The 18,436-nt window shown below is 40.1% G+C and carries 16 protein-coding genes; 5 read left to right on the top strand and 11 right to left on the bottom strand.

Translation table 11 applies throughout. The annotated features are described in order from the left end of the window. The 11 genes from D3H64_RS04250 to D3H64_RS04200 all read right to left on the bottom strand — a co-directional run bounded on the left by D3H64_RS04250 (position 1) and on the right by D3H64_RS04200 (position 11,934). Positions 1-1,677, bottom strand: a complete 1,677-nt coding sequence (locus D3H64_RS04250) for a lactose/cellobiose PTS transporter subunit IIB (protein WP_121565027.1) — start codon at positions 1,675-1,677, stop codon at positions 1-3. Between the two features lie 35 nt (positions 1,678-1,712). Next, positions 1,713-2,021: a PTS lactose/cellobiose transporter subunit IIA gene (locus tag D3H64_RS04245; RefSeq protein ID WP_121565026.1), complete on the bottom strand. Its 309-nt coding sequence runs from the start codon at positions 2,019-2,021 to the stop codon at positions 1,713-1,715. 332 nt (positions 2,022-2,353) lie between these two features. Continuing rightward, a complete protein-coding gene (locus D3H64_RS04240) occupies positions 2,354-3,286 on the bottom strand; it encodes a haloacid dehalogenase-like hydrolase (protein WP_199700135.1) in 933 nt (310 codons plus the stop codon). Positions 3,287-3,809: 523 nt separating this feature from the next. After that, on the bottom strand, positions 3,810-5,180 hold the full coding sequence (locus D3H64_RS04235) for a PTS sugar transporter subunit IIC (RefSeq protein WP_121565024.1): 1,371 nt from the start codon (positions 5,178-5,180) through the stop codon (positions 3,810-3,812). 205 nt (positions 5,181-5,385) lie between these two features. Continuing rightward, the gene (locus D3H64_RS04230) at positions 5,386-5,697 is read right to left on the bottom strand and encodes a PTS sugar transporter subunit IIB (RefSeq protein ID WP_121565023.1); all 312 of its coding nucleotides are present in this window, start codon (positions 5,695-5,697) and stop codon (positions 5,386-5,388) included. A 38-nt stretch (positions 5,698-5,735) separates the two neighbouring features. Then, positions 5,736-7,127, bottom strand: a complete 1,392-nt coding sequence (locus D3H64_RS04225; RefSeq protein WP_121565022.1) for a glycoside hydrolase family 1 protein — start codon at positions 7,125-7,127, stop codon at positions 5,736-5,738. Positions 7,128-7,523: 396 nt separating this feature from the next. Then, a complete protein-coding gene (locus D3H64_RS04220) occupies positions 7,524-8,819 on the bottom strand; it encodes an alpha-L-fucosidase (RefSeq protein WP_121565021.1) in 1,296 nt (431 codons plus the stop codon). Positions 8,820-8,921: 102 nt separating this feature from the next. Next, positions 8,922-9,728 (bottom strand): energy-coupling factor ABC transporter ATP-binding protein, encoded by an 807-nt coding sequence (locus D3H64_RS04215; protein ID WP_121565020.1) that lies wholly within the window; start codon positions 9,726-9,728, stop codon positions 8,922-8,924. A gap of 3 nt (positions 9,729-9,731) precedes the next feature. Then, entirely contained in the window at positions 9,732-10,595 is an 864-nt protein-coding gene (locus D3H64_RS04210; RefSeq protein WP_121565019.1) for an energy-coupling factor ABC transporter ATP-binding protein, read from the bottom strand. Beyond that, the gene (locus D3H64_RS04205; RefSeq protein ID WP_121565018.1) at positions 10,596-11,333 is read right to left on the bottom strand and encodes an energy-coupling factor transporter transmembrane component T; all 738 of its coding nucleotides are present in this window, start codon (positions 11,331-11,333) and stop codon (positions 10,596-10,598) included. Further along, entirely contained in the window at positions 11,326-11,934 is a 609-nt protein-coding gene (locus tag D3H64_RS04200; protein ID WP_121565017.1) for an ECF transporter S component, read from the bottom strand. Before D3H64_RS04200 ends, D3H64_RS04205 begins: the two co-directional genes overlap by 8 nt. 1,231 nt (positions 11,935-13,165) lie before the next feature. On the opposite strand from D3H64_RS04200, the gene trpD reads away from it, so the two are divergent. The 5 genes from trpD to trpA all read left to right on the top strand — a co-directional run bounded on the left by trpD (position 13,166) and on the right by trpA (position 18,398). Further along, the gene (trpD, locus tag D3H64_RS04195; RefSeq protein WP_121565016.1) at positions 13,166-14,188 is read left to right on the top strand and encodes an anthranilate phosphoribosyltransferase; all 1,023 of its coding nucleotides are present in this window, start codon (positions 13,166-13,168) and stop codon (positions 14,186-14,188) included. A 25-nt stretch (positions 14,189-14,213) separates the two neighbouring features. Continuing rightward, a complete protein-coding gene (trpC, locus tag D3H64_RS04190; RefSeq protein WP_121565015.1) occupies positions 14,214-14,993 on the top strand; it encodes an indole-3-glycerol phosphate synthase TrpC in 780 nt (259 codons plus the stop codon). Between the two features lie 279 nt (positions 14,994-15,272). Next, complete coding sequence (locus D3H64_RS04185; RefSeq protein ID WP_158589219.1) at positions 15,273-15,935, top strand: phosphoribosylanthranilate isomerase; 663 nt, start codon at positions 15,273-15,275, stop codon at positions 15,933-15,935. 342 nt (positions 15,936-16,277) lie between these two features. Then, positions 16,278-17,468: a tryptophan synthase subunit beta gene (gene trpB / locus D3H64_RS04180; protein WP_121565013.1), complete on the top strand. Its 1,191-nt coding sequence runs from the start codon at positions 16,278-16,280 to the stop codon at positions 17,466-17,468. A gap of 120 nt (positions 17,469-17,588) precedes the next feature. Beyond that, the gene (gene trpA, locus D3H64_RS04175) at positions 17,589-18,398 is read left to right on the top strand and encodes a tryptophan synthase subunit alpha (RefSeq protein WP_121565012.1); all 810 of its coding nucleotides are present in this window, start codon (positions 17,589-17,591) and stop codon (positions 18,396-18,398) included. Positions 18,399-18,436: the final 38 nt, after the last annotated feature.

The following is an 18,436-nucleotide window of genomic DNA, read 5'->3' as shown; positions in this document are numbered from 1 at the left end:
CTAATCTTCTTTATTCAATTGCCCCATAACAAATTGCATTGCTCCTTCAGGATTATTCGTTAAGGCAATATATTGTTCTCCTTCTGTCTTTGCCACTTTAACACCAACCCTATCAGCATCTTCTTTTAAATCAACATAATTCGACGCAACTTGTGGTGCTAAAATAACTAAATCAAAGTTTTTCAATATATCTCGATGTTCTCCATAACATCCAGCAGAAGCTTTTATTGGAACATCATATTTCTTCGCAGCTTTTCTTAAAGAGTTACGCAATAAAGCACTTGTTCCTCCACCAGCACATAAAACCAACACATTAATTTCTTTATTTAAGCTTTCACTTGCGTTAAGGAGTGTTTCTTTTTCTTCTTGCACTTGTTCTATTTCTGCCCCTTCTTTCAACTCTTCAGCTTTAGAGCGTTCTTGTTCCAAAATTTGATCATCATATACCTTAAAGAATGGATAATAAATGATAAAATCTACAACAAGTAATAGGGGTGCCAAAACAAAGGCTAATTTTGAAAAAGCTGTACCCATAATCAATCCAATTGGAGCAGGAGTTGGCCAAGGTAGCTCATAAACAAAGGCATTCATACTTAAAGTTTGAACGAAAAACTTAAACAAGCAAGCGTTCACAATAGGTGTTAAAATGAACGGAATAAAGAATACTGGATTCAAAATTAGTGGAGCCCCAAACAATATCGGTTCATTCACACAAAAAGATGTAGGAATAAAAGCGGCCCTACCCACAGCCCTGTTACGTTTTGATTTAGACAGCAACATAAACATATAAGGTACGACAAAAGTAGCCCCTGTCCCCCCAAGATTAACAATAAATGAACAGAAAGGACCTGTTAAAGCAAGATTGACATGTTGCCCATTTTTATAAAGAGCCAAATTAGCAGCTAAATTAGCATACATAATTGCGGTAATAGGCGGATTTACAATAGAAGGTCCGTGAATACCAATGAACCAGAAAAATGCTGTAGCACCAGCGATAACAGCCAAACCGGAATAGCCATCTGCCGCTGTAAAAAGCGGTTGAAAAACATTAATAACTGCTTGTGCAAAATTCACTTTGATAACTAATCGAGTCAATTGATCTAATCCTAGTGCCACAAGAACAGTAGCCCCAAATGGAAGTATATCCACAAAGGCTTGTGCAATATTAGGTGGAACTTCAGCAGGCATACGAATAGTGACTTCGTTCTTAATAAATAGGTTATAGACATTAACAGAAATAAATGCAGATATAAACGAAGCTAACAAACCAGATGATCCTAAGTGCATTGTAGATAGACCATCTTTTACTGGATCAGCAGAAAGTAACATGAATCCACATATAGATGCTAGCATTGTAGAAATATAATTAATTTGATTACTTAATGGTAAATCTCTGTTAAATGAGTCCGTTAAAGCTTTAGCAGTTGTACCTGCTACCAATAAGCCTAAAAATCCCATTGTATAGGTATAAGGCTTGTATAGCAAAGCCTCAATATCTTTAGGCCAATGGTATCCCCAAATATTCGGAATATTAGCGAGTAACATAAAAATACTAGAAAATAAAACAACAGGCATATTTTGAACAAAACCATCTTTTACTGCTTGGAGATATCTATTTCTCGATATTTTTTGAAAAAGAGGCTGTGCTTTTTCGATATAAGCAACTAATTTTTCCATAAGATCTCCCTGCTTTCTTGTTCATTTTTCGATATTTATTTATAAATATCCATTATAAAATCCAACATATCCTTTAATAAAACAGTAGTCATCAAATGATCTTGACCATGAACAAAAATAAATCCTAACTCAATTTCTTCACCATCAGCTTCACGACTTAGCAATTCTGTTTGTGTGTTATGCGCCTTGGTCAGTTTTTCATCTCCTTCTGAAATCAATTGTAGTGTCTTTTCCTTTGAGCCTCCTTCTTTGAGGTTACGAATAGCCTCAATATATTTCGATCTTGCTTCACCTGAATAAGCAACTATTTGAAATCCAATCATTGCCACTTCTTCTTTATCCATTTTTACCTTCCTCCTTACCGGCAAGTCCGTTTCAGTTCCTTTTTGTTTGATATTGTTAATATAAGCGTTTTTAGATACCTTGTCAAACGCTTACAAAGTTCCTTTTTATGCATTTTCTTATTAATTTCAATATTACCCCTAGCTTTTTTGTTTTCTTTGATAGATGTTTTTTACGTTTAATGAACTACATATTTAAAATAAGTATAATCAGAATAAAGGAAAAGTTAATTTATACCTATTCTACGACACTCTCAGTAAGTAATTATGATAAAAAAAATCTTCCCAGAATATTTACTGGAAAGATCTCTTTATCTACTTGCTATAATGATGATTTATCGATTAACGGATCTAGCAATTCTTGAAATGGTGTGGCGTATTCCACGAATGGTATTGCTCATGGCATAAATATTTTCTACTAAAGCCATCCCATGATAGCCAGCATCCCCAATGTGTTGAATATCTACGCCAGCGATTTTCCCATACAAGGCAATTTGGCGAATAGTCTCAACATCAGCCCCCTCTTGGCTCGTCCCAATAGCAGTCATCACCAAGGCGCCACGCTCATGAGCATACTGCACAGCATTTTGTAAATCTTCTTGAGTAAATCCCGGAACAGTCCCAACTGCTGGAACGAGAAGGATATCCACACCAGCATCGATCAAGGCTTCTAATGTCTTCTTATCCGCAACCGGTTCAGCTACCCCTGCCCCATGCATCTTGCCTGCAATCACTAAACCATCAAAATGCTCTTTAATCACCCCAACAGATTCTTTAATCAATTCGTTGGTCACACCTGTACCTGGATTACCTGTAATGCATACAAAATCCAGATGATGTTCTTGTAAAAGTTTAGCCGTCTTTTCAGAAACTTGACGTCCTTCTGAAACCGTACGTTTTTCTTCTGCCATATGAGCATTTGGGTCAACCGGTTCTAAATTCACCCCAATTGGTCGTCCGACCAGTTGGTGCAACTCATCTACAAAATGCTCTGTATCATCTATACCATAGATCTTAGGATCAATTAAATCAACACCATTTAATAAAATCATGTCAGATCCAAAAGCTGCTGCTATTTCTGCTTGAGTGATATCCCCTATAAAAGCTGGCCTTACTGGAACGACTTCGGTCAAAACCACCCGTCCTTCACTGGCACGAATACTTTGTTTCAATTCTGCAGGAGTCATCTTCATAATATCTGACGCATTAGCACTAATTAAGCGTTTAGTCACTGTTCTTCCTCCGATCTTTTCGATAAGTTGGATCATATGCCTTGCTTGTGTCCATCTCGGTCAATGTCTACCCATCCTAATTGATTAAGCTGGATATTTTATTTTTGACTTGTCGACAAACACATTCCCTACTATTACTAGCATTCCTCTATTCTACCCTCCTATAGTATTCCCGTTTTTGTTCAAGTTCAACTAGTCAAGTGATTCAACGATCTAAAATACCAAGTTCTCTAACCCATCAGCCTGAGCCTTTCTTCCTATTACTTTTTAGATCAACAATCATTTTTCTCTAGTCAATAACCTCCAGCTGACAAATCAGATGGAGGTTACATTTTCTTTCAAGAAACTCATTAAGAACTAAGCTATCCCTAACAAGTCCTATTTATTATCATCATAGGCAATTTCTTATTATTTTGAACGTCGTAATTGAAAAATCCCCAAGCCCATCAATACCGCTGCCGTCACTAAATGTATATAAGTGCCTGGTAAAGTCGGACTTAAACAAATCAATAGCAGGGCTATAGATATATAGAACATAGCCCACTTTGCTTTATTGGCATTAAAGTTCATTTTCTTTTACCCGGTTCGCATAGAGGATAAATGGCAACCAGATCAAGAAAGCTACCCCTAAATTCAACAGGGAAACTAAGCCTGCCAACCAAGAGCCTCCTGTTGCTAAATAAGCATACAATCCTGGAGGTGTAATCCAAGGAACCATAATAAATACAGGTGGTATAACGCCCAAAGCTGTTAATGTATAGGCAATTGTAGCGCAAATTGGTGGAACAATTAACCATGGAATAATGAAAATAGGATTTAATACAATTGGTATACCAAAGATCACAGGTTCGTTAATATTAAACATACCCATTGGCCAAGCTAATTTGGCTACAGCACGATATTCGTCTCTTTTCGAGAAGATAAAGATGGCAATGATTAGAGCAAGAGTAACGCCAGATCCACCCATTTGGCAATAGGCATCAAATGATCCACGAGTCCAAAGATAAGGTAATTTAGCGATTTGGTGATGAGCTTGGTAGTGTTCCAAATTCAAATTTTGAGCGGTTAAATAGACTCCATCCATCACAGGTGCCAATACGTTATGTCCATGAATCCCAAAGAACCAGAATAATTGTACAAGGAAAGTAATTAAAATGACTGATCCCACACCTTGAGACAAGCCCATCAAAGGAGTTTGAATGTAAGTAGAAATAAGATCACTTAAAGCTTTTCCAGTAAGCATAACAGAGGCTTGAGCCAAAATAGCTGCCGCATAAATAGCCACAACACCTGGAATAATAGCTGCAAAGGCTTTATTAACAGCAGGTGGTACAGAATCAGGTAAGCGCAAAATGACTTTATGATTCATGAGATAAGCGAAAATCTTCATGCTAATGAATCCAACAATTAAAGCTGTAAACAAACCTGTTGCACCTGCATAAGCTGTAGAAATAGCTCCCCAAGAGGATAAATCGACCCCTTTTGATGCAGGCTCTACCGCTACACCTGCCCCACTCAAAATCTTAATCGCTTTATCCGACAAGCCTTCTAAATTAGAGGCAAACTTCAAGCTTTGTGGAACAGTGGCAATAAAGGCCCCAAAAGAAACCATCCCACCAGCCAAAGGGTTCACTTTATACATTAAGGACAAATTATAGCCTAAAGCAAATGAGAACACCAAAGCCATGATGGCAATCGTTCCAAACCATACATTACCATTTACGGCTATAACAGGGCTCATGCTTTCAACAAACGATGACATTCCCAGATTATTTGGAATATCTCTTAGAAAAACATTGAGTAAAACTGCAACAGATCCTGCCATGGTAATCGGCATCATTGCAACAAAAGCATCACGCACAGCTACCAAATGAGCTTCAGAAGCAATTTTGCCAGCAAGCTTCATAAATTTATCAGAAACACTCATCATTACTCCTCCTTCTTTTTACCTATTCGCCGACTTTTTCCTATTTTTTTACCTATTCGCCAACTTTTTCCTATGTACTTCAACAAATGCTATATGTATTTTCCCATCCCTAGCCCCTATAGGTAATAAAACCCATTAGTTTTACTAGACAAACTTGGGCATTGCTTAAGCCAGTAGATGAGGCGGATCTTTTCATCCGCTAGACTTCCTATTCAGCCAACATTTTTAGAGCTGTTTCTAACACTTTTTCCCCATTCATCACCCCATAGTCTTGCATATTGATACTATCCACTTTTATTTTAGGTTCATAATCTTTCTTGTACTGACTCACCATAAATTTCACTTGTGGTCCAACTAAAATAACATCAATAGCTTTAGAAGCAACTTGCTCAGCTACTTCTGAAACAGGTATAGCAAATATTTCTACATCTACCCCCTTTTCCATAGCTGCCTTTTTCATTTTTGTCACTAACATAGATGTAGACATGCCTGCATTACACACCAACATAATCGTTTTCATTCTGCTTTTCTCCTCTCCCATAGCTAGCTTATTTATTCCTATTCCTGTGCTTCAAAGCCATTATGATTAGCTAGTTGTCTATACCATTCACCAGATTTTTTCAAACGACGTTCTTGCGTATATAAGTCTAATTCCACTAGCCCATAGCGATTTTTATAAGCATTCAACCAAGACCAGCAATCAATAAAAGTCCACAAAAGATAACCATGACAATTGGCTCCATCTTGAATGGCCTCGTATAGTTTTATTAAATGTCCTTTGATAAATTCTATCCGATAATCATCTTGTATTTGACCCGTTTCATCCCTAAAACGTCCTTCATTTTCTACGCCCATACCATTTTCAGTTAAAACCCAATCGATATTGTCATATTCTTTCATGATCATCATGGCTAGATCATAAATCCCTTGTTCATAAATTTCCCATCCCCTGTAAGGATTCATCTTCTTTCCTGGCATATCATAAGTTTGGTAAAAGTGATCTACATTTAATGGATGGGTCTCTTTTCTTTTATCAGGGGCTTGTACCCGCAATGGCTGGTAGTAATTCACTCCCAAGAAATCCACTGTGTTTTCTTTAATAATTTTTAGCTCTTCATCCGTATAATCAGGCAAGAGTTGATTCTCTTTCAAAATTGCCACTAATTTTTTAGGATATTCCCCTTTAACAGATGGATCCAAAAAACTTTTCGCTTGGAATAAAGCCGCAATTTCGGCAGCTTCTTGATCTTCTTTCGCTGTAGATCTGGCATAAGCTGGTGTCAAATTCAAAATAATAGCTATTTTTTTATCTTCATCTACTTGATGGCATGCCCTAACGGCTAAGGAAGAAGCCAATTGGGTATAATATGCCACCTGTACCGCCTTTTTGGCATCTACAATAGCTGGATAATGATACTGTCCTAAATAACCTGCTTCAACTGGCACAATCGGTTCATTGAAAGTAACCCAAGCATCTACCCATGGATTAAATAATTCAAAGCAAATTCTTGCATAGCGTTCATAAGCTATTACCGTTGCTTTATTCAACCAACCGCCCTTTTCTTCTAAGGCATAAGGCAGATCAAAATGATATAAATTGATGATGAGACGAATGCCTTTATCTTTGATCCTTTGAAAGACTTCTTTATAAAACGCAACTGCTTTTGGATTGACCTCTCCATCTCCGTCTGGGATTAGCCGAGACCATTGAATGGACGTTCTAAAGCTGTTGTGCCCAGTTTTCACTAGATAATCTATGTCCGTTTGATAATGTTCATAAAAAGTAGAAGCCTTCCCTGGCCCAACTTGATCGAAGAATTTTTCAGGAGCCTGCTTGTACCAATAATCCCAATTGCTATCCCCTTTTCCATCCCCTTCAACTCGCCCTTCTGTTTGAGGCCCTGAAGTAGAGGAACCCCACCAAAAATTTTCTGGAAATTGATAAAACATCTATCCCCCTCCTTTAATCTACTTTCACTCTTATCCCATCACTAATTAGAGCGTTTTCATCTTTTTGAAGCAAAAATATTCTAGATAGTACGGCTTTCAATTTTATTAAGCCACAGCCTTGGAACTATCTGCCTCCTAACGCTTTCAGTATAGCAAAAAATAGCTCAGGCAAAGGTCTGGAAACTTCCTTAGCAATACAGAAGATCCTTAAAGTGCTTTCCTTTCCCAATATAAGAGACGCCCATTTAGTCCCATCACACGCCAAAAAAGCTCGCTTAAGCTGATAGTCTCCTCTCTAAGTAGTACTTAAAAGGAAAACTATCCATAAGCAGAGCTTTTTCTTATTCTGCATTTATTCCAAGGTCTTTTCCATACCGGTCACAAACTTATCCCTTATTATTTCAAGGTCAGTTCAATCACCGTCACAAACTTATCCGGCTCCTTCACTGGTAAATTCAGCATCACCATGCTTGGATCAAGGGATTCATCAATATGGGCTGTAGTGACCTCTTGGTAGAGATTGTCATTATCTAAACGACGATCTGGCAAATTCTTCGTATCCACAAAGCGAATTTCAGACCCGTCAGCTAAAAGCCTAGCAAAAGCAACTTTCCCACCAAGTTCTGGCAATAACAAGGTTCTAAAAGGCCAACTCATCACATGCAAGTAGAGTTTCTTCCCTTTTTTGGTATAACGGCAATCCACCGGGCAAGTATAAGGAGCAGGAGTCGTCCCATAGATACTATCCCCATTTTTCTGTAACCATTCTCCCACTTGAGATAAAATCTCTGTAGCCTCTTCACCCCACTCACCACGAGCATTCGGGCCAACATTCATGACAAAGTTACCGCCCTTAGACACCGTATCGACTAACTGCTTCACGACCATTTCAGGCGTCTTATAATTGTGATTATCCCGGTCATAGCCCCAACTATTGTTTAAAGTCTGAACAGTCTCCCATAATTGCCCCTCTTCAGCACCTTGACTTCTAGCAAATTGCTCAGGGGTTTGTACACCTCGACCTAAACCTAAACGATCATTCAGCAAAATGTGGGGTTGAAGTTCATGAACTAAGGCTTCTAATCCTTCTGAGTCCCAATCTTTCGGCCCCTTACCCACAGAATTTTTCCACTTTCTACCTTCATAAGAAAAATCAAACCAGAAATAATCAATCTTTCCATACTTAGTCAACAGCTCTCGAATCTGATTTTTCATGAATTGCCGGTAACTTTCCATATCCCCTGGGTGTTCTTTACAGTATGTTTCATCATTGCGCATCGGGTGAAAACCGTCTACTGTAAAGTCCTCCCTATGCCAATCTAAAAGGGAATAGTATAAACCAATCCCTAAACCTTCTTCTCTGAAAGCGTCAACTAATTCTTTTAGCAAGTCTTTGCCATAAGCTGTATGAGCGATAGTAAAATCTGAATACTCACTATCCCATAATGAAAAGCCTTCGTGATGGCGAGCGGTAATAATCACATAACGAAAACCGGCTGATTTGGCTTGTCTCGCCCATTCTTTCGGTCTCAATAAATCTGGATTGAAATAGTCCATATACTTTTCGTAATCTTTAGGACTGATTTCCTCTAAAGTTTGCACCCACTCATGCCGTGCCGCTATCGAATACAAACCAAAGTGAATAAACAGCCCATATTTACCTGTACGAAACCATTGAAATGTTTCCTCCATCTTTCCTACCTCCTTACCCAACTAATCTAGAGTCTTACCCAACTGGCTAGCAGTCTTACCCAACTGGCTAGAGATCTTACCCAACTGGCTGGTTCTTTAAATCTAACGACCTCTTGACTGAATCGCTTGAGCTAAGTCCTCCATCGTCAAGACTCCTTTAAAGCCTAATTGGTCAGCGAATTGACAAATATAAGGTTGCTTCAGCCCTGATTTAAACAATAAGTCTTTATCCGCAAATATTTCTCCTACTTGACCATCTCTTTGTAAGCGACGATTGGCAAAAACGAGTACCCGTTGAAATTCTCTCACCACAAATTCCATATCATGGGTGATCGTCAACACTGCCTTGCCTTTTTCCGTCATATAACGGATGATTCTTCCTAAAAGCAACAAAGATTCTCTGTCTTGACCGGCTGTCGGCTCATCCAATACGACAACAGCTGGATCCGTCGCTAATACTGCTGCAATGCTAATAAATTTACGTTTGGAATAAGAAATATTGTAAGGATGTTCCCCCAAACTATCGCTCAAACCACAAACTTCTGCGACTTCTTTGACAATCTTTTCTACTTCTTCCTTAGACTTACCTTTTTGTGCTGGGCCAAAAGCAATTTCTTTTTCAATCGTTTCTTGGAAAATTTGATCGTCAGGATTTTGAAAGACATAGCCGACATATTTTGCCATTTGAGCGGTCGTTAAGCCGGTTGTTTTCTTTCCATTCACAAGGACATGCCCGCAAGTCGGTCTCAATAACCCATTCATCAATTTAGCGGTGGTCGTTTTCCCTGCACCATTTTGCCCAATAATCGCTACAGCTTGACCGGCTTCAAAGCTAACTGTGACATTTTCTAAAGCCAGATGTTGGTTAGGGTAACGGTAGGTCACGCCATCAAGTTTTAATACCGACATAGTCTATAGCCCCCTTAATTGTTTGATCGCTTCTTCGATGGTCAAGGGTAATTCCTGCAAGCTCCCCTTTAAGAAAGGGAAATCTCCATCTATTTCTGTTAGAAATTGTTGGAAAAAGCTAGTGACTTGAGGAGCATTAACCCCATATTGAATCAAGTTTTTATCGGTCAAAACTGTACGAGTAGAACCAGATAAAACCACTTGGCCTTTTTCCATGACAATAATTTCGTCACAGCATTCGGCTAATAAGTCGATCTTGTGTTCAATCATGATGATGGTCTTCCCAGCTTTTTTCAATTGCTCCACGATAGAAAAAATCTCTGCCGTGCCTTCTGGATCTAATTGAGAAGTTGGCTCGTCCAAAATAATCACTTCTGGGTCTATAGCCACGATAGACGCCAAGGCTACTCGTTGTTTCTGTCCCCCTGAAAGATCATAAGGATTTTTGCCCCGAAGTCCTGTTAAGTTAAAATCAGCCAAGACTTTTTCTAGCCTCTCCTGCATTTTTTCTCTATCAAAACCTAGATTTTCCATTCCATAAACAATTTCTTCTTCAACGGTATCCTTCACTCCAGATATTTGGGTAAAGGGATTTTGGGAAGAATAGCCCATAAAAGCCGCTAAAGCCCCTATATTGTAAGAAGACACATCCTGTCCTTTAAAAGTCACCAGTCCTGATAAATTTCCTTTTAGCAAATTAGGAAGAAAGCCACGAATCACTTGGACTAGGGTCGTTTTTCCCGACTGGTTCGCTCCCACCAGTCCATACATCTTGCCCGCTTCAAAGGTCAAATTAATCCCTTTTAAAGCCTCTTTTTTGGCAAGTGGATAGCGGTAATTGACCCCTTTTAGTTCAATAAGCGCCATTTATATCCCTCCTCTAGTAAATGCTAGTACCAATACCACTAAGCAAGCAAAACGCAGGATCCAGTCGATAGAAGAATGTTTTAGCAGGTAATAACTCGTCTTAGTCACTGGTGCAGAAAATCCCCGAGCTTCCATGGTGAGTACTCGTTCATCAGTTTGTTGAATGGCGGTCAAGACAAGCGGGCCAATCATGGGTAAGAAAGCTTTCGATCTCATCAAGAGATTCCCTTCTGTTTCAATCCCACGAGCTTTTTGCGCATCCATAATTTGCTGACTTAATTTCGTCATTTCAGGCACCAATAAAATGGTAGAGGCAAGAACAAAAGTCACTGCTTTTGGCACTTTCAAATGATCTAAATAAGCGACAATATCCTTGACTTTAGTCACTAAGAAAAACCAAATAACACTAGAGGAAATAGCCATAATGCGTAAACTTAAATTGATGCTCGTGTCAAAACCTGTCTTGGAAAAGCCAATAAAAGCAAAATAAACTTGTTTATCAGGATTTGGAACAATGTAAGTTTGCATGAGAAGGATAAAAAGAACTAGTAGCCCAGTAGCCTTAAAGAAGGTCGATAGAAATTCTTCTCCCTTTCCAAATAAAAAAGCTAAGCCTAGGGTAAAGGCTATAAGAATCCCTTGTGTCATCAATTGACTTGAAAACATCGATAGCAAAATAACAGTCAAAAGGATCAAAGCCTTCGTAGCAGGATGTAGTTGCAATAAATTTTTACTCATTCTCACTCACCTTCACCTTCACATATTTCGCTCCGTCTCTCAAACGAATCAAAAAACGGTCAGGAATACGACGAACGATCAAATAAGCTAAGCCTAGATTCAAAATGGCAGAAAAGCAGCCTGAAATTAAGTTCGTAGATAAAACCGATTCATAAACTTGTTTCCCGCAAGCCAGGAAAGTCGCTGTAATCAGATCTGTCCCTGACCCTGTTACCCCACCAAATAGAACAACCGAAACAAAAGCAGCCGCTGTCGCTGAAGCGATCGTTATCACCACACATGAAAAGACTAGCCCGATTATATGCTTAAAAAATCCCCAGCGTGAGAAAAATCCAGCACATAAACCGATAATCACAGACACTAAGCCAAATGGTATAGCAACAGGGCTCAACATACCATTGACCACATTCCCAATAAATCCCGTTAACAGCCCCATCCAAGGTCCTGCCAACATCGCTACTAAATAAGTCCCGATTTGGTCGACAAATACGGGGAATTTTAAGACGGTACACAACTGGTAACCGACTACATTCAGTGAGACCCCTACAGGAATCAACATTAATTCCTGTAAACTCACACGGGGAGCTCGCTCTTTTTGCATTTCTCCATCTCCTTTATTGAAGTTCTCTTATTTATTATAGATAAATAATTGAATAATATGCGAAATTACTTCTACTAAATAGCGAACATCCTCCTTTTTACTCTTTCTCTAGGTTTTTATGGTGTTTCCCACCATGAGTGATTAGCTTTAAATGCTTTTGATCTTTTTCACCATGAGTGATTAGCTTTAAATGCTTACGCTCCTTCCCTCCATGAGTGATTAGTTTTAATTGCTTCGCTCCTTCCCACCATGAAAGATTATCCTTAAATGTTTATAAGCCTTTAAACTTCACTCCCATATCCCGGAAAATCTTCCAGCAACTAGTGCTTCATAAAAATATTTTTAAATTTTTTTAGTCCAAAAACGAACGACTTATCCCAGATTAATCACCCTCTATTTTCACCGATTTATAGCCTTTTTTAACCTATCCGCTCCTCTTTTACCACTTTTAAAAATTGTAAAAACTTCACTAAACTATACGATATAGCACTTGACAGTTTTTAAAACCAGTGTCATAATAGTGCCAATTTAGAAACCGTTGAAGCGGAGATAACGTTAGTGATGCCTGCACAGAGAGTTCGAGAGAGATGAGAGTCGAGCCAGAAACAAGCTAGCAAATGGACCGCTGAGGGCACAGTCAAATGGTTTAGGCCAGAGTATTCTGTGACGTGACAGTCTACGTCAGTGACTAGGGATATGTTAGTATCCTACAAAGGGCATGAAAGAAGTCCCATAAAATAACGAGTTTTCTTTCATGAAAGCAAGGTGGCACCGCGGATTATTGCACTTATTTTTCCGTCCTTGGCTAGAAATCATAGAGATTTCTTTGTCAGGGGCTTTTTTTACAGCTTCTTTCGACAAAGAGATCGAGAGAAGTTTTTTATTTTAGGAGGGATCCCATGCCAGATCAATTCTTATGAACTATAACACTAGTGAAAAGAGCTTGCTAATATATCCAAGAAGACTACTACAAAAAGCTTTCTGACACATCAAACAAGACTCATACAAAAAACTTGCAACCAGTCCAAGAGGGCTCATACAAGAAGTCTTGCAACACGTCCAAGAGGGCTCATACAAGAAGTCTTGCAACACTTCCAACAGGGCTCATACAAGAAAAAGCAACTGAAGCTATTCGTCCATAGCTATTCCACAAACTAAAGATCATTGGCATTTTTAGACCCTTTCATCTTTAGATCTTACTAAAAATCTTAACAAAAAAGGAGACTTCCCCATGATTAAAGAAGCTATTGAAAAAATTGTCAGCAAAGAAGATTTGACTTTCGAAGAAGCCTATACTGTTATGAATGAAATAATGAGCGGTGAAAGTACAGAAGTTCAAAACGCTGCTTTCCTTGCTGCTTTATCAACCAAATCGGCTAAGGCAGAAACGATTGATGAAATTTCTGGTTGCGCCAAGGCCATGCGTGAACACGCCGAACAAGTCCCAGTCCCTCAACCTGTCATTGATATTGTCGGAACTGGTGGCGATAAGGCAAACTCTTTCAACATTTCCACTACAGCCTCTCTCGTCGTCGCATCAGCTGGCGTAAAAGTGGCCAAACACGGTAACCGTGCCGCTTCCTCGAAATCTGGTACAGCTGACTGTTTAGAAGCACTAGGCGTCAACATCGACCAAGACCCAGACCTTTGCCGGAAGCTATTGGATAAAGTGGGGATGTGCTTCTTTTTCGCCCAACGTTACCACAAGTCTATGAAATACGTGGGTCCAATCAGAAAACAATTAGGCTTTAGAACCGTCTTCAACATCTTAGGCCCTTTGACAAATCCTGCTAGCCCTGTTCATCAATTGTTAGGGGTATACGATGAATACCTCGTTGAACCTTTAGCTAAAGTTCTGCAAAATCTTGGGGTTAAACGTGGCTTAGTGGTCTATGGGCAAGACAAACTAGATGAAATTTCCTTGAGCGCTCCAACTAGCGTATGTGAAATTGATGGAGACCAATTAAAGTCTTATGTCATCAAACCAGAAGATTTCGGCCTTACTTCTTGTCGAAAAGAGGATTTAAAAGGTGGCTCCCCTAAAGAAAATGCCGAATTGACCCGTCGTATTTTAGCTGGTGAAAAAGGTCCTAAAAGGGATGCCGTCTTATTGAATGCAGGAGCTGCCCTCTATATTAGCCAAAAAGTCGCTTCCATCAAAGAAGGGGTAGAACTGGCTGGTCAACTCATTGATTCTGGCAAAGCCCAAGCTACACTAGAACAGCTGATTAAAGAAAGCCAAGTCAAAGATTAAGAAAAGTCAGAAGGAGGAGCCAACTATGTCCATTTTGAATGAAATTGCTCATGCCACAAAAGTGCGCATCGAAAAAGTCAAAGCTCAAGTCCCTTTAGAAGAGCTAAAAAGTCTTGCTCTTTCAAGCCCCAATCGGCCAAATTTCACAACTGCTCTGCAAAAACCTGGCCTATCCGTCATTGCTGAATGCAAAAAAGCTTCTCCTTCTAAGGGCTTGATCGCTCCAGATTTTCCCTATCTTGCTATCGCCAAAGCTTATGAAAAAGCTGGCGCCGATGCAGTTTCTGTCCTGACTGAACCCCAATATTTTAAAGGGTGCAACGATTATTTAAAAGAAATCAGCCAAGCTATAACGATTCCTTGCTTAAGAAAGGATTTCGTCGTCGATCCCTATATGATTTATGAAGCTAAAGTTCTAGGAGCCTCAGCCGTCTTACTAATCGCTAGTCTCCACACTCCAAAAGAATTAGAGGATAACCTTAATCTGTGCCAAGACTTAGGCCTCTCCCCTTTAGTAGAAGTACACCAAAAGGAGGAAATCGCTATGGTCAATGACCTCAATGCCCCAATTATCGGGATTAATAACCGTAACCTTGCTAACTTTGAAGTTGACTTAGAAACCACTAAAAAGCTGAGAGATCTTCTTTCTCCAAATGCCCTTTTCGTGGCTGAATCAGGTATACACACCAGAATGGACGTATTGGCCATGGAAGCTATAGGAGCGGATGCTATTTTAGTGGGAGAAAGTCTCATGCGTGCAAAAGACAAAACTGCGCAATTAAGAGCCTTAAAGGGACTGGATTAAGATTCAAGTGACTGGATTAGGCTACAAGGGACTAGATTAAGATTCAAGTGAACAATACCCGTGGATAAAATATTTTCACCGATCAAAGAGGCTCTTAGCAATCCAAGCTATCTCGGCCACGACAAACTATCTCGACCAAGCCACTACATCTCAAGCAAGCCAAGTCACTTTCACCGACTCAAAATCGCTTACTGACCCCAAACGCTATCACTCTCCCGATCACTTACTGACCCCATGCGCTATCACTCTCCAGATCGTCTGAAAAAGAAAGGCAAACAAATGACTCAGATCAAACTATGCGGCATAAAAAAACTCTCAACTATTCGCTTAATTAACACTTTAGACGTTGATGCGGTAGGCTTTATCCAAGTGCTTAAAAGCCCTCGTTATCTTGACCCAGATCAGACTTTTCATTTAAGAAAGTCTCTAGCAGATCACCTCGCAGCTGTTGGTGTTTTTTTAAATCAAGATCTGGATGAAGTCAGTCGACTGGCCATTTCCTGTGGTTTTGATATCATCCAACTTCACGGGCAGGAAGACCAGACCTACATCGACCAATTGAAAGAACGCATTAACCGTCCCATTATTAAAGCCTGCCCTATTCGTCAGTTGAAGGATTTAGATCAGGCTAAAAACTATAAGGTGGATTACCTCTTATTAGATGCCCCTTTAGCTGGATCAGGGAAAAGTTTTGACTGGTCCTTATTGAAAGATTTTAATCAAGACTACTTTTTAGCTGGTGGCCTCACTAAAGACAATGTCAGTTCAGCCATTAAGAAGCTAAACCCTTATGGCGTTGATGTGAGCTCGGGAATTGAAAGAATGAAAGAAAAAGATCCCGATTTGATCCGGCAATTTGTGGCCAATGTCAGACAGGCAGATCAAAATCTCTATTCCCTAGAAGCTAAAGAATTCCCTCCACTTGAAGGTGAAGCAGTCTAAAAAGGCGGGACAAACTAGCCTATTGCAACACTTTGGGCAGAAAAACAAGCAGGATAACTAGCCTATTAAGCTAGCTAGAGAGAACAAATAACTGGCCTATTACGTCACATTGAGGGAATAAAAAGGCGGGACAAACTGACCTAGTACAACAACTAGAAAGAATAAACAAGCAGAAATAACGGACCTATTACAATAGCTAGACCAGCCAAAACAAAATAAAGAACTGACCTATTACAACACCTAATACAGAAAAATATGCAGGATACACTAACATTAAAGTCAACATAAAAAGGGTAGCAATACATATTTCCCTTAAAGCTTACTCAGAAAGGAAACTATGCCATGACAAATAAAGCAGGAAGATTCGGAATGCACGGCGGACAGTACATTCCTGAAACATTGATGAATGCCATTATTGAACTTGAAACAGCCTACAACCACTACAAAAAAGACCCCGCTTTTAAAGAAGAACTCCAAAAACTCCTCAATGACTACGCCAACCGCCCATCACTCTTGTATTACGCTGAAAAAATGACCAAAGATTTGGGGGGCGCCAAGATCTATCTCAAACGTGAAGATCTGAACCATACAGGGGCTCATAAAATCAACAACGTTCTAGGCCAAGCCCTTCTCGCCAAAAAGATGGGCAAAACCCGTCTCATCGCCGAAACGGGTGCTGGTCAACATGGCGTAGCAACAGCCACTGCTGCTGCCTTATTAGATATGGATTGCGTCGTTTACATGGGAAAGGAAGACACCATTCGCCAAGCTTTAAATGTCTATCGAATGAAACTTTTGGGGGCTGAAGTAGTACCAGTCACATCCGGTACTGCTACCTTGAAAGATGCGGTCAATGAGGCCATGAAAGAATGGGTATCTAGAATTGACGATACCCACTACTGCCTAGGTTCCGCTGTTGGCCCTCACCCTTTCCCTATGATTGTTCGTGATTTTCAAGCGGTCATCTCCAAGGAAATCAAAGAACAAATGTTAGAAAAAGAAGGCAGACTCCCTGATGCTGTGGTGGCTTGCGTTGGTGGTGGCTCTAACGCCATTGGTGCCTTCTACAACTTTATCGAGGATAAGGGCGTCCGCTTAATTGGCTGTGAGGCTGCTGGTCGAGGCGTTGATACAGCTGATACCGCCGCTACCCTTGCGACTGGTCGGCCAGGTATTTTCCATGGGATGAAATCTTACTTCTGCCAAGATGACGAAGGACAAATCGCTCCTGTCTACTCTATTTCTGCAGGTTTGGACTACCCAGGTATAGGTCCAGAACACGCCCATCTTTTCGATGAAGGACGGGCTGAATACGTCCCAATCACAGATGACGAAGCGGTTGACGCCTTTGAATACCTCTCCAAAACAGAAGGGATTATTCCTGCTATCGAATCAGCTCATGCCGTAGCTTATGCCATCAAAGTCGCTCCCCAACTCCCTAAAGATTACATCATGGTCATTAACCTTTCAGGCCGTGGGGACAAGGACTGTGCCTCTGTCGCCCGTTACCGTGGAGAAGAAATTGCTGAATAATGCCTAAATGCTCAACCAAGGAGTCTAATAGTCCTTCCATCATTTCTTCCTAGCTAACTAGTAAAAGATTCTTCATCCGCCTCATCAAATTTATCTAGCTTCAACCGAAAGGAGTCTCATATGAGTCACATTAAACAAGCCTTCCAAAATAAAAAAGCCTTTATTCCCTTTATCACTTGCGGCGATCCAGATTTAGAAACCAGCCGTCACATCATCTTAGAAGCCGTCAAAAATGGCGCCAGCTTAATCGAATTAGGGATTCCCTTCTCAGATCCAACAGCGGAAGGTCCAGTCATCCAAGCCGCCAATATTCGTGCCTTAGAAAATGGGATCACCACCACTGCTATCCTAGATTTTGTCAAAGAATTACGAAAAGAAGTGACCATCCCCCTTGTATTTATGACCTATGCCAACGTCGTCTACTCTTATGGGATCGATCGTTTCTTAAAAGCTTGTCAAGAAGCCAAAATGGATGGCTTGATCCTCGCTGATGTTCCTTATGAAGAAAAGGAAGAATTCCAAGTCCCTTGTCAAAAGTATGGCTTATCCTTCATTTCCCTGATCGCTCCAACCTCTAAAGATCGGATCAAGATGATCGCTAAAGAGGCAGAAGGCTTTATTTACGTGGTTTCTAGCCTAGGGGTCACTGGAGAAAGAGAAAACATTCAAACAGACCTCAAAAGTATGATCTCAGAAGTACGTCAAGTCACAGACCTCCCATGTGCGATCGGTTTTGGTATCTCTACGCCTGACCAAGCCAAAGAAATGGCTAAACTAGCAGATGGTGTCATCGTCGGATCAGCTGTCGTCAAACGTATCGGCCAAAATGGTCAAAAATCCCCTCGTGTGGTCGGTAAATATATACAAGAAATGACAAGTGCCATAGCAGAACTCAAGGAACAGGACGAAAGAAGTCATATCAGCGCCTGAGTCCTTTAAATTCAAAAAAGCTAGCTTCCTTATGAGGA

This window comes from Atopobacter sp. AH10 (assembly GCF_003664595.1).
Taxonomy (GTDB): domain Bacteria; phylum Bacillota; class Bacilli; order Lactobacillales; family Aerococcaceae; genus Atopobacter.
The sequence above is the reverse complement of the archived record's forward strand: the minus strand, read 5'-3'. Positions and strand labels throughout refer to the sequence as shown.